The 18755-nt window shown below is 70.5% G+C and carries 20 protein-coding genes and 1 tRNA gene; 11 read left to right on the top strand and 10 right to left on the bottom strand.

The annotated features are described in order from the left end of the window. Positions 1-9: 9 nt before the first annotated feature. The 5 genes from eno (at position 10) to G6N10_RS18585 (ending at position 3625) form a co-directional block, all read left to right on the top strand. Positions 10-1290 carry a phosphopyruvate hydratase gene (gene eno / locus G6N10_RS18565; RefSeq protein ID WP_085092661.1) on the top strand — a complete coding sequence of 427 codons (1281 nt, stop codon included), beginning with the start codon at positions 10-12 and terminating at the stop codon, positions 1288-1290. A gap of 20 nt (positions 1291-1310) precedes the next feature. Further along, positions 1311-2087: an FtsB family cell division protein gene (locus G6N10_RS18570; RefSeq protein ID WP_085092662.1), complete on the top strand. Its 777-nt coding sequence runs from the start codon at positions 1311-1313 to the stop codon at positions 2085-2087. Next, a complete protein-coding gene (locus tag G6N10_RS18575) occupies positions 2080-2589 on the top strand; it encodes a DUF501 domain-containing protein (RefSeq protein ID WP_085092663.1) in 510 nt (169 codons plus the stop codon). Before G6N10_RS18570 ends, G6N10_RS18575 begins: the two co-directional genes overlap by 8 nt. Further along, positions 2586-3539, top strand: a complete 954-nt coding sequence (locus G6N10_RS18580) for a Ppx/GppA phosphatase family protein (protein WP_085092664.1) — start codon at positions 2586-2588, stop codon at positions 3537-3539. Before G6N10_RS18575 ends, G6N10_RS18580 begins: the two co-directional genes overlap by 4 nt. Before the next feature lie 12 nt (positions 3540-3551). Further along, positions 3552-3625: transfer RNA gene (locus G6N10_RS18585), tRNA-Leu, on the top strand. Between the two features lie 18 nt (positions 3626-3643). Here the strand turns inward: G6N10_RS18585 and G6N10_RS18590 are convergent. Genes G6N10_RS18590 through G6N10_RS18600 form a run of 3 tightly spaced genes read right to left on the bottom strand, consistent with a single transcriptional unit; the run spans position 3644 to position 4704 of the window. After that, a complete protein-coding gene (locus G6N10_RS18590) occupies positions 3644-3973 on the bottom strand; it encodes a type II toxin-antitoxin system PemK/MazF family toxin (RefSeq protein ID WP_085092665.1) in 330 nt (109 codons plus the stop codon). Next, on the bottom strand, positions 3970-4194 hold the full coding sequence (locus tag G6N10_RS18595) for an antitoxin MazE family protein (RefSeq protein ID WP_085092666.1): 225 nt from the start codon (positions 4192-4194) through the stop codon (positions 3970-3972). Before G6N10_RS18595 ends, G6N10_RS18590 begins: the two co-directional genes overlap by 4 nt. 54 nt (positions 4195-4248) lie before the next feature. After that, entirely contained in the window at positions 4249-4704 is a 456-nt protein-coding gene (locus tag G6N10_RS18600) for an Lrp/AsnC family transcriptional regulator (RefSeq protein WP_085092667.1), read from the bottom strand. 83 nt (positions 4705-4787) lie between these two features. Here G6N10_RS18600 and G6N10_RS18605 point away from each other — a divergent pair, with 83 nt between their 5' ends. Next, on the top strand, positions 4788-5423 hold the full coding sequence (locus G6N10_RS18605; protein WP_109750375.1) for a LysE family translocator: 636 nt from the start codon (positions 4788-4790) through the stop codon (positions 5421-5423). Between the two features lie 26 nt (positions 5424-5449). Further along, positions 5450-6466: a patatin-like phospholipase family protein gene (locus tag G6N10_RS18610; RefSeq protein ID WP_085092668.1), complete on the top strand. Its 1017-nt coding sequence runs from the start codon at positions 5450-5452 to the stop codon at positions 6464-6466. 1 nt (position 6467) lies between these two features. On the opposite strand, the gene G6N10_RS18615 is transcribed toward G6N10_RS18610, so the two are convergent. The 5 genes from G6N10_RS18615 to G6N10_RS18635 all read right to left on the bottom strand — a co-directional run bounded on the left by G6N10_RS18615 (position 6468) and on the right by G6N10_RS18635 (position 11185). Further along, entirely contained in the window at positions 6468-7319 is an 852-nt protein-coding gene (locus G6N10_RS18615) for a patatin-like phospholipase family protein (protein WP_085092669.1), read from the bottom strand. A 113-nt stretch (positions 7320-7432) separates the two neighbouring features. Then, on the bottom strand, positions 7433-8425 hold the full coding sequence (locus tag G6N10_RS18620; protein WP_085092670.1) for an alpha/beta hydrolase: 993 nt from the start codon (positions 8423-8425) through the stop codon (positions 7433-7435). Between the two features lie 108 nt (positions 8426-8533). Then, on the bottom strand, positions 8534-9739 hold the full coding sequence (locus tag G6N10_RS18625) for a sensor histidine kinase (protein ID WP_085092671.1): 1206 nt from the start codon (positions 9737-9739) through the stop codon (positions 8534-8536). After that, complete coding sequence (locus tag G6N10_RS18630; protein ID WP_085092672.1) at positions 9736-10386, bottom strand: response regulator; 651 nt, start codon at positions 10384-10386, stop codon at positions 9736-9738. The genes G6N10_RS18625 and G6N10_RS18630 overlap by 4 nt, the downstream gene beginning before the upstream one ends. A 64-nt stretch (positions 10387-10450) precedes the next feature. Then, entirely contained in the window at positions 10451-11185 is a 735-nt protein-coding gene (locus G6N10_RS18635; RefSeq protein ID WP_085092673.1) for a hypothetical protein, read from the bottom strand. Positions 11186-11738: 553 nt separating this feature from the next. Here G6N10_RS18635 and G6N10_RS18640 point away from each other — a divergent pair. From G6N10_RS18640 to G6N10_RS18655, 4 genes are all read left to right on the top strand, one after another. Continuing rightward, on the top strand, positions 11739-12860 hold the full coding sequence (locus tag G6N10_RS18640) for a YncE family protein (RefSeq protein WP_133055073.1): 1122 nt from the start codon (positions 11739-11741) through the stop codon (positions 12858-12860). Positions 12861-12944: 84 nt separating this feature from the next. Then, positions 12945-14573 (top strand): long-chain fatty acid--CoA ligase, encoded by a 1629-nt coding sequence (locus tag G6N10_RS18645; protein WP_085092675.1) that lies wholly within the window; start codon positions 12945-12947, stop codon positions 14571-14573. Between the two features lie 29 nt (positions 14574-14602). After that, on the top strand, positions 14603-15670 hold the full coding sequence (locus tag G6N10_RS18650; RefSeq protein WP_085092676.1) for an NAD(P)H-dependent amine dehydrogenase family protein: 1068 nt from the start codon (positions 14603-14605) through the stop codon (positions 15668-15670). Beyond that, on the top strand, positions 15670-16533 hold the full coding sequence (locus G6N10_RS18655) for a class II glutamine amidotransferase (protein ID WP_085092677.1): 864 nt from the start codon (positions 15670-15672) through the stop codon (positions 16531-16533). Before G6N10_RS18650 ends, G6N10_RS18655 begins: the two co-directional genes overlap by 1 nt. 3 nt (positions 16534-16536) lie before the next feature. Here the strand turns inward: G6N10_RS18655 and lpqV are convergent, their stop codons facing one another. Beyond that, a complete protein-coding gene (gene lpqV, locus G6N10_RS18660) occupies positions 16537-16965 on the bottom strand; it encodes a lipoprotein LpqV (protein WP_085092678.1) in 429 nt (142 codons plus the stop codon). Between the two features lie 28 nt (positions 16966-16993). After that, complete coding sequence (locus G6N10_RS18665; protein WP_085092679.1) at positions 16994-18754, bottom strand: alpha/beta hydrolase; 1761 nt, start codon at positions 18752-18754, stop codon at positions 16994-16996. Position 18755 lies beyond the last annotated feature (1 nt).

An 18755-nucleotide genomic window follows, 5' to 3' on the forward strand; every position in this document is an offset into this window, starting at 1 on the left:
GAGACCTCAGTGCCCATCATCGAACAGGTCGGGGCCCGCGAAATCCTGGATTCCCGCGGTAACCCGACCGTCGAGGTCGAACTGGCGCTCATCGACGGCACCGTCGCCCGCGCCGACGTCCCCTCGGGGGCCTCGACCGGCGAGCATGAGGCCGTCGAGCTGCGCGACGGTGGCAGCCGGTACGGCGGCAAGGGCGTGGAGAAGGCCGTCGAGGCCGTGCTCGACGAGATCGCCCCGGCCGTGATCGGGCTGTCCGCCGACGATCAGCGCGTGATCGACCAGACCCTGCTCGATCTGGACGGCACGCCGGACAAGTCCCGGCTGGGTGCCAACGCCATCCTCGGGGTGTCGCTCGCGGTGGCCAAGGCCGCCGCCGACTCCGCCGGGCTGCCGCTGTTCCGCTACGTCGGCGGGCCCAACGCCCACATCCTGCCGGTGCCGATGATGAACATCCTCAACGGCGGCGCGCACGCCGACACCGGGGTCGACGTCCAGGAGTTCATGATCGCCCCGATCGGCGCGCCGAGCTTCCGCGAGGCGCTGCGCTGGGGCGCCGAGGTCTACCACTCGCTCAAGGCGGTGCTCAAGAAGCAGGGCCTGTCCACCGGCCTCGGCGACGAGGGTGGCTTCGCCCCCGACGTGGCCGGCACCCAGGCGGCGCTGGACCTGATCCTGTCGGCGATCGACGCGACCGGGCTCAAGCCGGGCAGCGACGTGGCGCTGGCCCTGGACGTGGCGGCCACCGAGTTCTACACCGACGGCACCGGCTACGCCTTCGAGCGCGAGACCCGCACCGCCGAGCAGATGACCGCGTTCTACGCGTCGCTGATCGACGCCTACCCGCTGGTCTCCATCGAGGACCCGCTGTCCGAGGACGACTGGGACGGCTGGATCTCGCTGACCACCGCCATCGGTGACAAGGTGCAGATCGTCGGCGATGACCTGTTCGTCACCAACCCCGAGCGGCTGGAGGACGGCATCGAGCGGGGCGCGGCCAACGCGCTGCTGGTCAAGGTGAACCAGATCGGCACCCTGACCGAGACGCTGGACGCCGTCGCGCTGGCCCACCACGCCGGTTACAAGACGATGATGAGCCACCGGTCCGGTGAGACCGAGGACACCATCATCGCCGACCTGGCCGTCGCCGTCGGCTCCGGCCAGATCAAGACCGGCGCCCCGGCACGCTCGGAGCGGGTGGCCAAGTACAACCAGCTGCTGCGCATCGAGGAAATGCTCGGCGACGCCGCGCGCTACGCCGGGGACCTGGCGTTCCCGCGGTTCTCGGTCTAACAGCCGGTATCTTCGACGGCGTGTCCGACGGTAAACGACCCGATCCGAGGCGGCGCGCCCCGGGATCTCGTCCCGCGGCCGCCGGTCGGACCGGGCCGGCCGCCCGGGGCCGCAAGTCGGCGAGCAGTTCGCCGTCGGCCCCGGGTGCCAAGGGCACGCCGAAGTCCGGGCCCAAACCCGTCGCGGATCCCGACGCCGAGACCACCGACGGCGAGGCCGAGGCCCCGACCCGGGCGATGCCCGAGATCATCGAGCCGATCCGGCAGGCCATCGTCGATTCCGCCAACCGGCAGGCCGAGCAGCGGCTGGGCTTCACCGCCCGGCGGGCGGCGATCCTGGCCGCGGTGGTCTGCGTGCTGACCCTGACCATCGCCGGACCGGTCCGGACCTTCTTCGCCCAGCGCACCGAGATGCGCCAGCTCGCCGCCACCGAGGAGGCGCTGCGCGCCCAGATCGCCGACCTGGAGATCCAGAAGGTCAAGCTGGCCGACCCGGCGTTCATCGCCTCGGAGGCCCGCGAACGCCTGGGCTTCGTGATGCCCGGCGACATTCCCTACCAGGTGCAGCTGCCCGAGGGGGCGGTGCCGCCCGGCGAGCCGGGCGCACCCGGCAAGGCCACCGCGCCGAGCAGCGACCCGTGGTACACCGCGCTGTGGAAGACCATCGCCGACGAGCCGCACGGCCCGCACCAGCCGCCCGCCGGGACCGTAGGTCCCGAACAACTTCCGCCCGGAGAGGTGCCGCCCGGTGAACTGCCCCCCATCGACGCCCCGCCCCCGGCAGGTCCCGGTGGTTGATCCCGGCGACCTGGCCGCGGTGGCCACCCAACTCGGCCGCGAGCCGCGCGGGGTGCTCGCCATCGCCTACCGCTGCCCGAACGGGGAGCCGGCGGTGGTCAAGACGGCGCCGAAGCTGCCCGATGGCACCCCCTTCCCGACGCTGTACTACCTGACCCATCCGGCGCTGACCGCCGCCGCCAGCCGGTTGGAGACCACCGGCATGATGCGCGAGATGACCGCGCGGCTGGGCAACGATGCCGAGCTGGCCGCCGCCTACCGGCGGGCACACGAATCGTTTCTGGCCGAGCGCGACGCGATCGAACCGCTGGGCACCACCTTCTCCGGCGGCGGGATGCCGGATCGGGTCAAGTGCCTGCACGTGGTGATCGCGCATTCGCTGGCCAAGGGCCCCGGAGTCAATCCGTTCGGTGACGAGGCGCTGGCGGTGCTGGCCAGCGAGTCGGGGATGGCCGGGATCCTGGACCGCGACGTCTGGCTGCCGGCGGGGGAGCCGCGGTGAGCCGGGTCGGCGCGATCGACTGCGGCACCAACTCGATTCGGCTGCTGATCGCGGACCTCGCGCTCGAGGGCGGGCGCTGGCGCTCGACCGACGTGGTTCGGGAGATGCGCATCGTGCGCCTCGGTGAGGGCGTCGACGCGACCGGCCGGTTCGCCGCCGCCGCGCTGGACCGCACCCGGGCGGCGCTGATCGAGTACGCCGAACTGCTTGCCGCGCATGAAGTTTCGCGGATCCGGATGGTCGCCACCTCGGCCACCCGGGATGCCGCCAACCGCGAGGAGTTCTTCGCGATGACGGCCGAGGTGCTCGGCGCGGTGGTGCCCGGGGCGGTGGCCGAGGTGATCACCGGCGAGCAGGAGGCCGCGCTGTCGTTTCGCGGCGCGGTCGCCGAATTGGACTCCGCCGACGGGCCGTTCGTCGTCGTCGACCTCGGCGGCGGCTCGACGGAGCTGGTGCGCGGGGGTGCCGACGTGGACGCGGCGACGTCGGTGAACATCGGCTGCGTGCGGCTGACCGAACGCTGCCTGCAGTCCGATCCGCCGACCGCCGGCGAGGTTTCGGCCGCCCGCGCGGTGGCCGCCGAGCGCATCGCCGCCGCGCTGGCGGCGGTCCCGGTGGACGGTGCGCGCAGCTGGGTCGGGGTGGCCGGCACCTTCACCACGCTGGCGGCGCTGGCGATGCGGCTGCCGGAGTACGACGCCGAGGTGATTCACCTGTCGCGGGTCGGATTTCCCGAGCTGCTGGCGGTCTGCGAGGAGCTGATCGGGATGACCCGGGCGCAACGCGCGGCGCTGGGCCCGATGCACGCCGGCCGCGTCGACGTCATCGGCGGCGGCGCGATCGTGGTGCAGGAGCTGGCCCGCGAGCTCGGCGCCCGGATGGGCATCGACACCCTGGTCGTCAGCGAGCACGACATCCTCGACGGCATCGCGCAGTCCATCGCGGGGTAGTTTTCCCCGCGGGCCCCCATAGCCCAATTGGCAGAGGCAGCGGACTTAAAATCCGCCAAGTGTCGGTTCGAGTCCGACTGGGGGCACCGATGGTCCCCCTCTCGTCAGCCGGTGAGCCCGAGGAATACCAGCAGCGCGCGCTCGATCTCCCGCATCTCACTGGGGGACACCGCGCCGATACGACGGTCGAGCTTGGACTTGTGGGCCGTGGTGATTTTGTCCACCATGACGCTGCTGGGCGCGCTGAGTCCGTTGGCGGCGTTCGGTGACACCGGGATGCGCAGCAGGGGGATCGCAGCGGCGACAGAGGTGAAGGGGCAGAAGGTGATTGAGTCGGTGGCGTCGAATCGGTCGTCCTGGACGATGACGACCGGTCGTGGTTTGCCCGCATAGCCCTGCCGGGCGGACGCGGTCCAGATCTCGCCGCGGATCACCGGTCGAAGTCGGGGTCGTTGAACTCGGACACGTCGTCCACCCAGTCCTGATCGCCGGATTCGCGGTCGGCGATCGCGGCGAGTGCGGACTGGCGGTGGGCCTCGGCGGCGAACTCGGCCGAGCGGGTGTCGGGCACCCAGATCTGCAGCGGGCGCAATCCCTGGCCGCGAAGCCGGGCGCGGTGGTCGGCGACGCGCTTGTTGGTGTCTGGGCTGGCCATGCAGAAATGTTACATGTAATCACTGCCGGTTGCCGCTGAGTGGCACAAGCCCGCTCAGCCCGTCGGGTACGGCCGATCCCCGACGACGTCCTTCATCACCAGCGTGGAGGTGAACCGCTGCACCCCGGGCAGCAGTGCGAGCACGTCGTCCTGCAACCGGGTGTAGGACTCCAGGTCGGCGGTGCGCACCCGCAGCAGAAAGTCGGGATCGCCGAACAACCGGTAGGCCTGCAGGATGTTGGGCACCGCGGCGGCGGCCTCCTCGAAGCCCAGCAGGGTGGCCCGATCCTCCTGCTTCATCGTCACGAACACCAGCGCCTCGAAGTTCAGCCCGAGGGCCTTCGGATCGATCACCGCCCGGTAGCCGACGATCGCCCCAGCGGCCTCCAGGTCGCGAATCCGGCGGTGGGTGGGGGCCACGGTCAGGCCGACCCGGGCGGCCAGGTCGGTGGTGCTGATCCGGCCCTGCACCTGCAGCTCCGCAAGAATCTTGCGATCAATGGCGTCCATCGTCGATATTTTTGCAGACCAGGGCCATTTATCGGCAAAATGCGCAAGCACTTTTCGGCAGCTTTTTCCTAAAGTTGCTGCTCATGGAGCTCTCAGTGCTCGCCGCCTTCGCGGTCGTCGCGTTCACCCTGGTCGTCGTCCCCGGTCCGGACTGGGCCTACGTGCTCGCCGCCGGTGCGCGCGATCACGTGGTCGTCCCGGCGGTCGGCGGCATCCTGATCGGCTACGCCGCGGTCACCGCGGTCGTCGTCGCCGGGGTCGGGACCCTGGTCGCCGCCGCGCCGGCGGCGCTGGCGGTGCTCACCCTGGCCGGCGCCGGCTACGTCGGCTACCTCGGGGTGCGGGTGCTGCGGGCCCCGGCCGGGTTCGAGGCCGCCGCCGAAGGATCGTCCCCGACCGCGTCGGTGTTCAGCTACCTCGCCCGCGGTGCCGGGGTCAGCGCCTCCAATCCCAAGGGCCTGTTGATCTTCCTGGCGATCCTGCCGCAGTTCACCCGGGCGTCGTCGTCCTGGCCGATCGCCGCGCAGATGACCGCGCTGGCCGGCGTCTTCCTACTCGCCTGCGCGCTGGTCTACCTGACGGTCGGGCACGCCGCGAACCGGGTGCTCGGCTCCCGCCCGGGGCTGGCCACCGTCACCACCCGGATTTCCGGTGTCGCGATGATCCTGATCGGGCTGGGTCTGATCGCCGAACAGGGTGTCCACCTGCTGGCCGCGTGAGCGTGCCGGAGGCGCAGAATGGGCCCATGCAGGTGGCATTGGCATTGGGCAGCGGCGGTGCCCGCGGCTACGCGCACATCGGTGTTGTCGACGAACTCCAGGCCCGCGGGCACGAGGTGGTCGGCGTGGCCGGCTCGTCGATGGGTGCGCTGGTGGGCGGGGTGCTGGCCGCGGGCAAGCTCGACGAGTTCAGCGACTGGGCCCGGTCGCTGACCCAGCGCGCGGTGCTGATGCTGATGGACCCCGCGCTGAATGCGGCCGGCGTGCTGCGGGCGGAGAAGGTGCTCGACGCGGTGCGCGGAATCCTCGGGCCGGTCCAGATCGAGGACCTGGACATCCCGTACACCGCGGTGGCCACCGACCTGATCACCGGCCGGTCGGTGTGGCTGCAGCGCGGCCCGGTCGACGACGCGATCCGGGCCTCCATCGCCATCCCCGGGGTCATCTCACCGCACATTCTCGACGGCCGGCTGCTCGGTGACGGCGGCATCCTCGACCCGATCCCGATGGCGCCGATCGCCGCGGTCCGGGCCGACGTGACGATCGCGGTGACCTTCGCCGGAAATGGACCCGAGGACCCTGCGGACCAGCAGCCCAACCGCACCACCGACTGGTGGAATCGGGTGTGGCGCAACACCTCTGCGTCGCTGCTGGACACCAAGGCGGCCCGATCGCTGCGCGAGACCACGACCGGCCGGGCGTTGTTGAGCCGGCTGACCCCCGACGAGGACCTCGGCGAGCCGGGGTCTGCCGAGACCGAGCCCGCTGAGGCCGAGCCCGCGGAGACCGAGCCGGACGACGCCGCCGCGGCCCCGCGGCTGGGCGGGTTCGAGGTGATGAACCGCAGCTTCGACATCGCCCAGGCCGCGCTGGCCCGGCACACCCTGGCCGCCTATCCGCCCGATCTGCTCATCGAGGTGCCCCGCACGGTGTGCCGCAGCCTGGAGTTCTACCGCGCCGAAGAGGTCATCGCGGTCGGCCGGGCGTACGCGGCCGACGCGCTGGACGCGTTCGAGGCGCAGAACGCCGCGGCCGACGGGTGATTCAGCCGCCGAGAAACTCGGCAATGCGGGCGGCCTCGCGGCGACCCTGAGCCCGCCCGGCCCGCGCCGACGGGATCCGGCAGGCCGGGTTCAGCGGGTTGGTGCCGAACGCGGCCAGCGCCTCCGCATCGGCGAACACCGCGGCGCAGGCACCGTCGAAGGCGGCGATCTCGGCGGCGGTGCCGACCGGCCACGGCGACGGCGCATCGGCCCCCGACGGCACCAGCACGACGGCGCGGTCGCAGTCGGCGGCCACCGCCATGTTCACCGAACTGGCCACCCCGCCGTCCATGTAGCGGCGATCCCCGATGGTCACCGGTGGCCAGGCTCCCGGCACCGCGCAACTGGCCGCCACCGCATCCACCAGGTCGACGCCGGAGGTCGCGTCGAACACCACGAGTTCGCCGCTGGCGACGTCGACGGCGGTCAACCGCGTCGTGCGGGCCGGCCAGTCATGGCTGGGCAGCCGGGCCGCGATCACCGCGCGGCGCACCGGCTCGGAAACCGTCGGGGTGGCCGCGGCGACCTCGCCGATCCGGGCCAGCCGCTGCGCCTTGGTGGCGTCCGGGATGGTCAGTGCCGACAGAAACATTCCGGCGATGGTGTCCACGTCGACCCCGGAATCAATCTCCGCCGACGTCGCGGCGAGCTGCCGGGCGAACAGTTCCGCCGGCGACAGGCCGCTGCCGAGTTGGGCGGCGACCGTCGCACCGGCCGAGGTGCCGACCAGCACGTCGGCGGTCAGCAGCGCCGTCGCCGCCGCGGGTGCGACGTCGGCGATCCCGGCCAGCACCCCGGTTTCCCAGGCGATGCCGGCGATCCCGCCGCCGGCCAGCACCAATGCGCGCGTCATCGAATCAGTGTGCAACGGCCCCGGGGCACGCCGCGCGCGGGGCACCCGGAAAACGATTCGGCGCCACCGCGGTCGGTGACGCCGAATCGCCCTGAAACCCGGGACCGGATCTGCTAGCCCCCCAACGCCGGCCCGATCGTGGTGTTCCAGGATTCCTGCATCTCGGACTCGAACAGCCCCCAGGTGTGCGAGCCGTTGGGCCGCACCACGTAGGTGACCGGGATGCCGGCGGCGGCGGCATTGTCGGCGAACACCCGGGTGCTCTCGGCGACGATCCGTTCGATGAAACCGCCGCTGAAGTTGCCGCCGAAGTTCTGCGGGAGCCGGTCCACCTCGCCGACGTCGCCGGTGGCCGAGGCCGCCGCGTAGATGGCGACGCCGCGCAGCTTCTCGACGTTCTTCGACGGGTCGTGGGCGATCCACAGCGGCCCGCCCCCCGGACCCCACATGTTGTCGGCGCTGACCCCGCCGCCCATCAGTGTCATCGACACCTGCGACGGGTTGTCGGCGGGATTGAGCAGCCCGCTGTAGGAGCCGACCGCCCGGTACACCCCCGGCGCCTGCACCGCGTAGTCGACCGCGGTGCCGCCGGTACTGGACAGGCCGCCGACGGCGTTGCGCCCGTTGGCCTTGTACTGCGCGTTGATCAGCGGGGGAAGTTCCTGGGTCATGTAGGTCTGGTACTGCTTGCCGGGGTCGTTGACCCAGTTCGTGTACCAGCTGAACTGGCCGCCCAGCGGGGAGACCACGTTGACGTTCTTGTTGGCGAAGAAGCCCGCGATGTCGGTCATGCCGAACCAGCTCTTGCTGCCCGGCGCCCAACTGCCACCGGGATCCAGATTGTCACCGCCGTCGATGCCCGGCAGCAGGTAGAAGGTGGGAGCTCCGGCCCCGGGCGCCTTGTGGACGTCGTTGACGATTTCCTTGTTCATCGCCGGGGAGTACACCGTGACCTTGTCCCAGCGGTCGTTGACCTTCTCGATGTTGGTGATGCGGGCGCCGCCGGGCGCCGGGTCGGCGGTGGCGACCGGCAGGGCCTGGACGGAGACCGGGAGCAGTAGCGCGGCGGCGGCGATGGCCGCGGCCCGTCGAGTTATCCGAAACACGCCTCCGATTGTTATGCGCTGACCGGGACCGTGTTGGCCGAAACCAGGAAAAATGAGGCGACTTATGTTCTTGTGCAACTAAATTCCGGGTTGCGTCGAGTGTCGCCGTCAGGCGGCCGTCGCCGGCACGGTCACCCGCACCGTGGTGCCAGACCCCTCGTCGCTGCCCAGCTCGAAGGACCCGCCGATCGCCTCCACTCGCGCGATCAGCGAGGCCAGCCCGATGTGTCCCTCGGCAATCCGGGCGTTGAGGATCCCCGGATTGAAACCCACCCCGTCGTCGGCGACCGTCAGCACGATGTCCTCACCGCGCCGATGCAACGTCACCTCCACCGTGGCCGCCCGGGAATGTTTGGCGGCGTTGGCCAGCAGTTCACGGGCGGCCCGGTACAGCAGATCCTGCCCCGGCGGCGCGCCGACCTCATCGAGTTCCCCGCGCACCGCGAACGGACCGCGATCGCGGTAACCCCGGAGCAGCTCGGCCAGCGCGGGGCTCAACCCCAACTCCGAGAGCACCGCGGGGTGCAGGGTCCGCAACGTCGAGCGCAACGCTGCCGCCGTCCCGGACAGGGTGTCGCGGACCGCTGCCAGCGCCGGGTCGTCGATCCGTTCGGAGAGCTCGTCGAGGGTGAGCCGGGCGGCCAGCAACTCCTGCAGCGGGCCGTCGTGCAGCGATTCGGCCAGCTGCCGGCTGTGCCGTTCATCGGCACGCAGCGATTCGGCCACCAGTTGTCGCTGCACGTCGACCAGCGTGGTCACCCGGCGATTGCGCCGGGAGATGACCAGGCTCAGCCCGGTGGTGGCGGCGGTGAACCACACCAGGAATGCGAAGTGCAGGTAGACGATGTTGGGCATCCCGACGGAGTCGTCGCGTTTGGAGTAGAAGATCCACACGGCCAGATACGCGAACGCCGTGACCAGCCCGAGCGCGCCGGTCAGCCACGCGCGGTTCTGGAAGGCCACCGAGATCGGCAGCAGAAAGAACACCGGCAGCAGCCAGGCCGTCGCACCGCCGGAGGACAGGCAGATGGTGACCACCGCCAGCACATCCACCAGCGTCGAGACCGGCCCGGCCCGCGGTGGGATCGGATCGCGGAACACCGCCAGTAGCCAAAGCAGTGACGCGGCAAGGTAACTCGCGATCGCCGTGTGATAAAGCACCGGCAGCCAATGGTCGACGTCGCCGATGTCGACGATCATCACGATCAGCAGGATCATCGGCAGCCGCAGCAGCGCCGCGACCCGGACCGGTTCGGCCGTCAGGTAATCGGCCAGCCGCTGCGAGCCGCTCCGGTTGGCGGCGGTCCGGATCATTTCAACAGCCCGCGCCGCATCGCCTCGGCCACCGCCGCGGCCCGATCGCTCACCTCGAGCTTCTCGTAGAGGCGCTGGACATGGGTCTTGACCGTGGAGGCGGCCAGGAACAGGTCACCGGCGATCGCCGGGATGGACTTGCCCGCCGCGATCAGATCGAGCACCTCGCGCTCCCGGGGGCTGAGCACCGGGCCCGCCGGTTCGGCGCGACGGCGGATCTCCCCGGCCAGTGATGACGCCAGACCGGGCGACAACACGTCGCGTCCCCTCGCGCAATTCAATACGGCCGCAATGATTTCCGCGCGGGTCGACTCCTTGGGCAGGAATCCCGACGCGCCCTGCTGCAGGGCGTGATAGACGATCGCCGAATCGTCGTGGGCCGAGACCAGCAGCACCCGGGTGGGCAGTTGTTCGCGCAGCACCGCCGCCGCGACCTCGGCGCCGTCGAGGCCGGGCATCCGGTAGTCCAGCAGCGCCACCGCGGGTCGGTGCTCGCGGATCGCGGCCAGCGCCGAGACGCCGTCGTCGGTCTCGGCGACCACCTCGATCTCGCCGCCGGAGGTCAGCGCCCGGACCACGCCGTCACGAAACAGCGGGTGATCGTCGCCGACGACGACCCGAACCCTGCTGTCTGCGGACTCGGTCATGGCGTCAACCTTCGCACACCGCAGCGCGCGCCGGTCGATTATCGCCGCCGCGCCGGAGGCTGTCCTAGAGGCGAAGGCCGGCGCTGTCGCCGCTGGTCAGCGCGCTCGAGGTGAAGAAGCCCGCCAGTCCGTAGCGGTCGACGTCCACCTCGGTGGCCTGTGGGTCCCGGGACGGGCCGGGCGGCACCGGACCCAGGCACAGTTCGGTGGCGGCCTTGGCCTGGAACATCGCCACGACCGCGTCGCTGTGCCGCTCGGTGCCGAACCGGTCCAGCGCCCGGGTCAGCTTGGCGTCGACGTAGTCCAGGGTGCGCTCCAGGCTCTGGGCGGCCAACGCGTCACGCTGGGCGACCTCGCGGGCGGCCCGGCTCCGGCGGCGGTCATCAATGCTGCGCATCCCCGCCGCACCGAGCGCGCCGGCCAGCGCCGGGACGAACAGGATCGCGGCCGTCACGCCGAGGGTGTTGTCCAGCGCCACCGAGGCGATGATGCTCGCGGTCAGCAGGAAACTCAGTGCGGCGAGCCCCAGCGTCAGCGGAGAGGCGGCGATCACCGCGTCGCCGGCCCGATTGGCCAGCGGAGCGAATTTGGACGACGCCGCGGCGGCCTGGCGGGCCATCGCTCGGCCGATGCCGGGGGTGCGGGCGCGGATCGCCGCCCACTTCGGCGCGCTCGTCGACCCGGTCGCCGACGGCGGCGTGGCTGCGGGCTGCGCGGGTGTGGGCTGTGCCGCGGCGGTGTCGTCGGCCACACCTTCGGGAGCGGGATTCGGCGACTGCGCGTCCAGGAGATCGGCCATGGTGCCATTGTGCCCCGGCGGGTGCCGGGTTTCCGGTTGCGGCACCGGCGGGTCACCGATCGGGATCGGCCGGGGCGCCGATCGGGATCGGCCGGGGGTTCTGACCTGGGCCGCCAGCGAATAACCGCAGGTCAGGTCACCGTGGCTCAGCGTCGTAGTTACTGGTGGGTCACTTGTGACGATCCGGCGCCGGATCTGGCGCGCCGGACACACCAGATGGCCCGATGTGATTTGAGCCTCAGTTTTCCCTCCCTGGAAAACTTGAAAAATGATTTAGCTATTGATCTAGGGCCCGGTCAATTAATTGCATCCCGAAGTAAAACTGCAGGTGAACGGTGGAAAACAAGGAAAGTAACTGACATTGGGGACTTTTGTCCGTAGCGGTTTTGATTCCGCTCGGAAATGCTGACATCAGTGTCTCCCACGTCCGGCGATTGGAATTAATTCGACCCGCCAGATGTAGGTACACTCAGAGGAGTTCACGGCCGAGAGGCACTCTGTGAGCGTAGCCACAACAACCGACGCGGGGACCCCCGCCGGGAAGGTGTTCAACGTGATGGCAAACAAGGTGTTCGATCTGGATGTGGCGGCAGACGCGATGAAGGCGGCTGCGCACTCCACCCCGGCACCGCTGGCCCAGCGCGCTGCCGCGGTCCGCGGCGAGCTGCGTGCGCCCGAGGTTGCCGAGCGACTCACCGGTCCGCAGATCGTGGTCGGCCGCGGGCCGATCGCCGACATGGCCCTGGACGCCTGCGCAGGACAGCTCTACGTCACCAACCCGGCCGACAACAGCCTGGCGGTCATCGATACCGACACCCTGACGGTCACTCAGGTCATCACCGACCTGGCCGAGGCACATGCGGTGGCCGCCGCCAGTGGCCACGCCTACGTGAGCACCGTCGGTGATGACGGCGACACCGTCTCGGTGGTTGACACCTCGCTGTACGCCGACACCGACGCCATGACCGACGTCTACCCGGTCGGCGAGACTGTCCGCGCGATCGCGCTCAGCCCGGAAGGCGAGCGGGTCTACGCCGCGCGCACCGGGGCGGGTATCGCGGTCGTCGACGTCGTCACCGGTTCCATCGGCGAGATCGCCGTCCCCGGTGCGGTCGATGCCACCGCCGAGGCGATCGCCGTCAGCCTGGACGGCCGCCGGGTGTACCTGGCGACCGCCGACTACCTGGGCGGCCAGCTGATCGTCGTCGACACCCTGGCGCAGCGGGTCGTCGGTGTGCGTTCGCTGCCGAGCCAGCCGCACGCGATTGCCGTCAGCCGCGATGGGTCGACCCTGCTGGTCGCGCGCTGCGACGTCGAGGCCGGTACCGATGTGGACATCATCGACACCGCGAGCATGCGCGTGATGGAGACCGTTCAGGTCGCGGGCCTGGTCACCAACATGGTGTTCAGCGTCGCCGGCGAGCGGATCTACCTGGTTGCCGGCGGCCGGGTGTGCGTGCTCAACGCCACCACGCTGGAGACCGTCAACGTCTTCTCCGGGGTGAACGCACCCTCGTGCATCGTTGAGAGCGCCGACGGCGCGACGCTGTTCGTCGCCGATTACGACGGCAACGTCAGCGCGCTGGCGGTCGGCGAGGTCACCGACGAGCTGCTGGCCCAGATGATGTCCGCCGACATCGTCAACATTCCGATGCTGGAGCTGGCTCGCGCCTGAGGGCGATCGTCGAGGTGGTCACTGGCCGGGCTTGCCCGGGCGGATAGCCTGACGGGGTAAATCCACACCCCGGGAGGTTGGCCGATGCTGAGTACCATGCAGGACTATCCGCTGACCGTCTCGGCGATCATGCGGTACGCCGAGACCGTGCACGGCGATCGGGGCGTCACCACCGCGACCGGTGCCGGTGGCTACCGGCACGCCAGCTACCGCGAGGTGATCGCGCGCTCGGCCCAGTTGGCCAACGCACTGCAGCGGGTCGGTGTCACCGGAGATGACCGGGTCGCCACCTTCATGTGGAACAACCAGGAGCACCTGGAGGCCTATCTGGCCATCCCGGCGATGGGCGCGGTGCTGCACACGCTGAACATCCGGCTCACCCCCGAGCAGATCGAGTTCATCGCCTATGAGGCCGAAGACCGGGTGCTCATCGCCGATGGTTCGGTGATCCCGATGCTGGCGCCGGTGCTGCGCCGGCTGGAGACCGTGCACACCGTCATCGTCACCGGCGACGGCGATCTCGATGCGCTGATCGCCCCGGGCAAGACCGTGCTGCGCTATGAGGATGTGCTGGCCGCCGAGAGCGATGTTTTCGAATGGCCCGACGTCGACGAAAACTCCGCTGCCGCAATGTGTTACACCAGCGGCACCACCGGCCACCCGAAGGGCGTGGTGTACAGCCACCGGTCCAGCTACCTGCACTCCACCGCGGTGTGTTCGGCCAACGGGTTGAGCCTCGGGTACGACGACAGGGCGCTGCCGATCGTGCCGATGTTCCACGCCAACGCCTGGGGCCTGCCGTACGCGGCACTGATGGCCGGCGCCGACATCGTCATGCCCGACCGGTTCCTCGACGGCGCCTCGCTGGTGAACCTGATCGTCACCCAGCAGCCCACCGTGGCCGGCGCGGTGCCCACTATCTGGAACGACGTCATGCACTACCTGGACGCGAACCCGGACAACGACATCTCCTCGCTGCGCATGGTGGCCTGCGGCGGCTCCGCCGTCCCGACCTCGCTGATGCAGACCTTCGAGGCCAACTACGGCGTGCAGATCCGCCAGCTGTGGGGCATGACCGAGACCTCGCCGATGGCGACGCTGGCCTGGCCGGCGCCCGGAACGCCGCCGGAGCGGCACTGGGAGGTGCGCACCAGCCAGGGCCGGCCGATGTGCGGCGTGGAGACCCGGATCGTCGACGACGAGGGCAACCCGCTGCCGCACGACAACACCGCGGTCGGCGAGCTGGAGGTCCGCGGGGCCTGGATCACCGGCACCTACTACCGCAACACCGACGAGTCGAAGTTCGCCAGCGGCTGGCTGCGCACCGGTGACGTCGGCCGGATCGACCCGCAGGGCTTCGTCACGCTGACCGACCGGGCCAAGGACGTCATCAAGTCCGGTGGCGAATGGATCTCCTCGGTCGAGCTGGAGAACGAGCTGATCGCCCATCCGGCGGTGCTGGAGGCCGCGGTGGTCGGCGTGCCCGACGAGCGCTGGCAGGAGCGTCCGCTGGCGGTGGTGGTGCTCAAGGGGCAGGAGACCGCGGCCCCGGAGGAACTGCGCGAGTTCCTGGCCGCGAAGGTGGCCCGCTGGTGGCTGCCGGAACGCTGGGCCTTCGCCGACGGGGTGCCGCGCACCAGCGTCGGCAAGTACGACAAGAAGGCCATCCGGGCCGCCTACGCGGCCGGGGAATACCAGGTCATCACGCTCTGAGCGGTGCCATCGGCGCGGAAGGGGATCACATGGCCAGGCCGCTGAGGGTCATTCAGTGGGCGACCGGCGGGGTGGGCACCGCAGCCATCCGCGGCGTCGTCGAGCACCCCGACCTGGAACTGGTCGGCGCCTGGGTGCACAGCCCCGACAAGCAGGGGCGCGACGTCGGCGAACTCGCCGGCATCGCCCCGATCGGGGTGGCCGCGACCGGCAGCGTCGAGGAGATCCTGGCCGCCGACGCCGACGCGGTCATCTACACCCCGCTGCTGCCGGACCCCGATCAGGTCGCCGCGCTGCTGCGCTCGGGCAAGAACGTCATCACCCCGGTCGGCTGGTTCTACCCGCGGGAAAAAGAGGCCGCGCCGCTGCGCGCCGCAGCGCTGGCCGGCGGGGTCACCCTGCACGGCACCGGCATCGCGCCCGGCGGCTTCAGCGACAAGTTCCTGCTGCAGCTCTCCGCGCTGTCCACCGCAGTGACATTCGTTCGCGGCGAGGAGTTTTCAGACCTGCGCAGCTATCAGGCGCCCGACGTGCTGCGGCACGTGATGGGCTTCGGTGGCACCCCGGAGAACGCCCTGACCGGGATGATGGCCAAGCTGCTCGACGGCGGCTTCATTCAGGCGATCAGCATGGTGGTCGACGCGATGGGGTTCGCCGCCGAACCGAGGATCCGCAGCAGCCAACAGGTTGCGGTGGCCACCGCGGCGATCGACTCGCCGATCGGGGTGATCGAACCGGGTCAGGTGGCCGCCCGCCGGTTCGTCTGGGAGGCGCTGGTCGACGGCGAGCCGGTGGTCCGGGTGGGGGTCAACTGGCTGATGGGTGAGGAGCATCTGGAACCGGCCTGGAACTTCGGCCCGCAGGGGCAGCGCTACGAGGTGGAGGTCCGCGGGAATCCCGATTTCACCGCCTGCATCAAGGGATTTCACGGCGAGATCGGCCCCGGCGGCGAACTCGGGGAGGAGACCGGCATCGTCGGCACCGCGGCGCACTGCGTGAACTCGGTGCCGGCGGTGTGCGCTGCCGACCCGGGGATTGTCAGCTACCTGGACCTGCCGCTGGTGTCCGGCAAGGCCGCACCGGAATTGCGCCGCTGATGTGCCGACTGTTCGGGCTGCACGCCGGTCGGACCGCTGCCACCGCGACCTTCTGGTTGCTCGACGCCCCGGACAACCTGTCCGAGCAGAGCCGACGTAATCCCGACGGCACCGGCGTCGGGGTGTTCGGTCCCGACGGCAACCCGGTGCTGCGCAAGCAGCCGATGGCGGCCTGGAAGGATGCCGAATTTGCCACCGGGGCAAGGGAGTTGACCGGAACAACGTTCCTGGCGCATGTCCGCTACGCGACCACCGGCGCGATCGACGTCCGCAACACCCACCCCTTCCTGCAGGACGGCCGGCTGTTCGCGCACAACGGGACCGTCGAGGGGATCGATCTGCTCGACGCCCGGATCGCCGACCTTGGCGTGTCGGAACTGGTTGCCGGGCAATCAGATTCGGAACGGGTGGGCGCGATCATCGCCGGCGAGATCCGGTCCGCCGGCGGCGATGTCGGCACCGGACTGCGCAACGGCCTGCGCTGGCTGGCCGCCGAGGTGCCGATCTTCGCGCTGAACATCCTGCTGTGCACGGCCACCGACTTCTGGGCGCTGCGCTGTCCCGACACTCACGAGCTGTACCTGCTGGACCGCAGCGATCCGGCCCGGCACTCCCGATTCGACATGCGCAGCAGCCGGATCCGGGCCCATTCGGACGACCTGAACTCCGTCGCGTCGGTGCTGCTGGCCAGCGAACCGATGGACACCGACCCGGGCTGGACCGAGCTGGCGCCCGGCGAACTGGTCCACGTCGACGCCGACCTGCGCATCACCCGGGAGCTCCTGCTGCCCGACCCACCGCGGCACCGGCTGCGGATCGCCGACCTCAGCGGCGCCGCCGCCGACGCGCAGCGCGCCAACTGACGCTCAACCGCACAGTCCGGCCGCCGCGTGCTCGACGGCCATGATCGCCCCGGCCTGCTGGCCGGGCCGCAGTTCGGCCCACGGCGACCCGAAGGTGCCCGGGCCCGCGTAACCGGGATCCTGCAGGGTGCTCAGGTACGGCTCTACCTGCTCGGTCGGCTCGCCCCCGCGCTCGTCAAGCCAGGCCTTGGCGGCCAGGCAGGCCTGCCCGTACCCGGATTCGGTGGCATCGGCGGGTGCTTGGACCTTGGTGGTCACCCCGGCCGCCGACACCTCGATGCCGTCGGGCTTCGCCTCGGGCGCCGGGGCGGTGGCCTGCGGAGCCGGGGCGGTGCGGCCTGCCGGCGCGGCGCCGTCGCCCGAGGAGCATCCCGTCGTCACCGCCGCCAGGGCGACGGTGAACAGGACGGCGGGCATCCAGGCGCTGCGCATGGGTGCCCATGCTATCGGCAACCGCGGATCAGAGGCTTTCATCGGAGCGCATCAGCGGTCGCAGCCGCTCGGTCTTCTCCTGCGTCCAGCCCGGCGGCTGCAGCACCGCGGCCCAGGCGTCGGCCACATTGCGGACATACACGTGCCCGTGCCCGTCGGGAACGTCGACGGCCACCGCCATGTCGGCGGACACCTGCAGGAAGGTGATCACCGGGATCCACTTCATCCGCGGCGACACGTCGTAGCCGCGCTTCTCCCTGAGCCAATCGGGCTCGCGGAACACCAGATCGGGGTTGAACCAGGCGATCGGGTCCGACGCGTGCTGCATGTACACCACCCGCGGGCTGCGCCAGGGCGCGTCGGGCCGGTTCAGATCCTTCGGGGTGGCGGAGAATCGGACATGGGCGCCGTTTTCGTAGATCGGCAGCCACTCGGGCGAGCCCGGATCGCGGTTGGCGGTCAGGCTGGTCCAGATGGTGTTGTTGAACGTCGGCCCGGTGAACAGCGCGCCGTCGGTGCGGGCCACCAGATTGTTCAGGCTCTCGAACGGCGCCTCGCCGCCGAAGGAACCCAGGCTCTCGCCGAACACCACGAGCTTCGGCCGGGTCTGCTCGGGCATCGCGCGCACCAGCTCGTCGACCGCCTCAAACAGCACCTGGCCGGCCTGGCGGGCGTTCTCCTTGTCCACCAGGAAGGACAGCCAGCTCGGCAGGAACGAGTACTGCATCGACACGATCGCGGTGTCGCCGTTGTACATGTACTCCAGCGCGGCGGCCTGGGCGGCGTTGATCCAGCCGGTGCCGGTGGTGGTCGCCACCGCGACGACCTTGCGGCTGAGCCCGCCGGTGCGCTGCAGCTCGCGGGCGGCCAGTTCGGCGGCGGCGCGGATGTCGGCGGCCGAGTTGAGCCCGGCGTAGGCGCGGATCGGCTCGGTGGCCGGGGCCGCGTTGAACTCCGTCAACGCCGCCACCGACGGCCCGCCGGCGACGAAGATGCGGCCCTGCCGGCCCAGGGTGTCCCAGTCCACCAGCGAACCGGGGCCGCCGGAGCGCAGCGCGGTGGTGGGAGCCGGGCGGTCCGCCAGCGTCTCGTCGTTGACGGAGTTGAAGGTGTTGTTCATCCACGGCACCACCGCGCGGGCCATCACGCCGTCGAGCAGCGCGACCGACACCGCCACCACCAGGCCGACGGCGACGACGCCGGACACCCGCGGCGGGGCGACCCGCTCCAGCTGGCGCACCAGCAGCTGCACCAGCCGCCGGATCATCTGGCCGATCTCGACGAAGAAGAACAGCACGATGACGCTGATCACTGCCGCCTGCGGGTAGTTGTACCAGCGCAGGTGCTCGACGCCCATCAGGTCGCGGACGTCCTCCTGCCAGCTGTGGAACAGGAACTGCATGGCGACCATGCCGATCAGGCCGACGGTCAGCAGCGTGAGCCACGCCCAGCGCGGCGCCCGCGGGCTGCGGTCCCGGCCGCGCATGTACCGGACCAGCCAGACGCCGAACACCCCGAACATGTAGCCGATCGCGCCCGCGCCGCCGCTGACCAGGCCCTGGAACAGTGGCCCGCGCGGCAACAGCGACGGCGTCAGCGACAGGAAGACGAAGACCAGCCCGAATGCCGTCCCGAAGAACGTGTAGTGCTTGGCCCACCAGCGGACCAGATCATCGGGGTTGATCGCTGCCGGGGCCGGATCGGTCCACGGCGCATCGGCGGGCTTGGTCTCGGTGGCGACCGCCCGGTCTTCCGTCGTGTCGGTCGGCTGAGGATCGGTGTCGGTCACC

The organism is Mycolicibacterium fallax, from assembly GCF_010726955.1.
Taxonomy (GTDB): domain Bacteria; phylum Actinomycetota; class Actinomycetes; order Mycobacteriales; family Mycobacteriaceae; genus Mycobacterium; species Mycobacterium fallax.

Excerpts from the sequence above, each read along its gene's own strand:
- G6N10_RS18605 (WP_109750375.1), top strand. The coding sequence starts at position 4,788 with ATGGAGCTCTCAGTGCTCGCCGCCTTCGCGGTCGTCGCGTTCACCCTG.
- lpqV (WP_085092678.1), bottom strand. The coding sequence starts at position 16,965 with ATGCGCAGCGCCTGGATGCCCGCCGTCCTGTTCACCGTCGCCCTGGCG.
- G6N10_RS18645 (WP_085092675.1), top strand. The coding sequence starts at position 12,945 with ATGCTGAGTACCATGCAGGACTATCCGCTGACCGTCTCGGCGATCATG.
- G6N10_RS18650 (WP_085092676.1), top strand. The coding sequence starts at position 14,603 with ATGGCCAGGCCGCTGAGGGTCATTCAGTGGGCGACCGGCGGGGTGGGC.
- G6N10_RS18595 (WP_085092666.1), bottom strand. The coding sequence starts at position 4,194 with ATGGCCAGCCCAGACACCAACAAGCGCGTCGCCGACCACCGCGCCCGG.
- G6N10_RS18610 (WP_085092668.1), top strand. The coding sequence starts at position 5,450 with ATGCAGGTGGCATTGGCATTGGGCAGCGGCGGTGCCCGCGGCTACGCG.
- G6N10_RS18635 (WP_085092673.1), bottom strand. The coding sequence starts at position 11,185 with ATGGCCGATCTCCTGGACGCGCAGTCGCCGAATCCCGCTCCCGAAGGT.
- G6N10_RS18600 (WP_085092667.1), bottom strand. The coding sequence starts at position 4,704 with ATGGACGCCATTGATCGCAAGATTCTTGCGGAGCTGCAGGTGCAGGGC.
- G6N10_RS18625 (WP_085092671.1), bottom strand. The coding sequence starts at position 9,739 with ATGATCCGGACCGCCGCCAACCGGAGCGGCTCGCAGCGGCTGGCCGAT.
- G6N10_RS18655 (WP_085092677.1), top strand. The coding sequence starts at position 15,670 with ATGTGCCGACTGTTCGGGCTGCACGCCGGTCGGACCGCTGCCACCGCG.
- G6N10_RS18615 (WP_085092669.1), bottom strand. The coding sequence starts at position 7,319 with ATGACGCGCGCATTGGTGCTGGCCGGCGGCGGGATCGCCGGCATCGCC.
- G6N10_RS18630 (WP_085092672.1), bottom strand. The coding sequence starts at position 10,386 with ATGACCGAGTCCGCAGACAGCAGGGTTCGGGTCGTCGTCGGCGACGAT.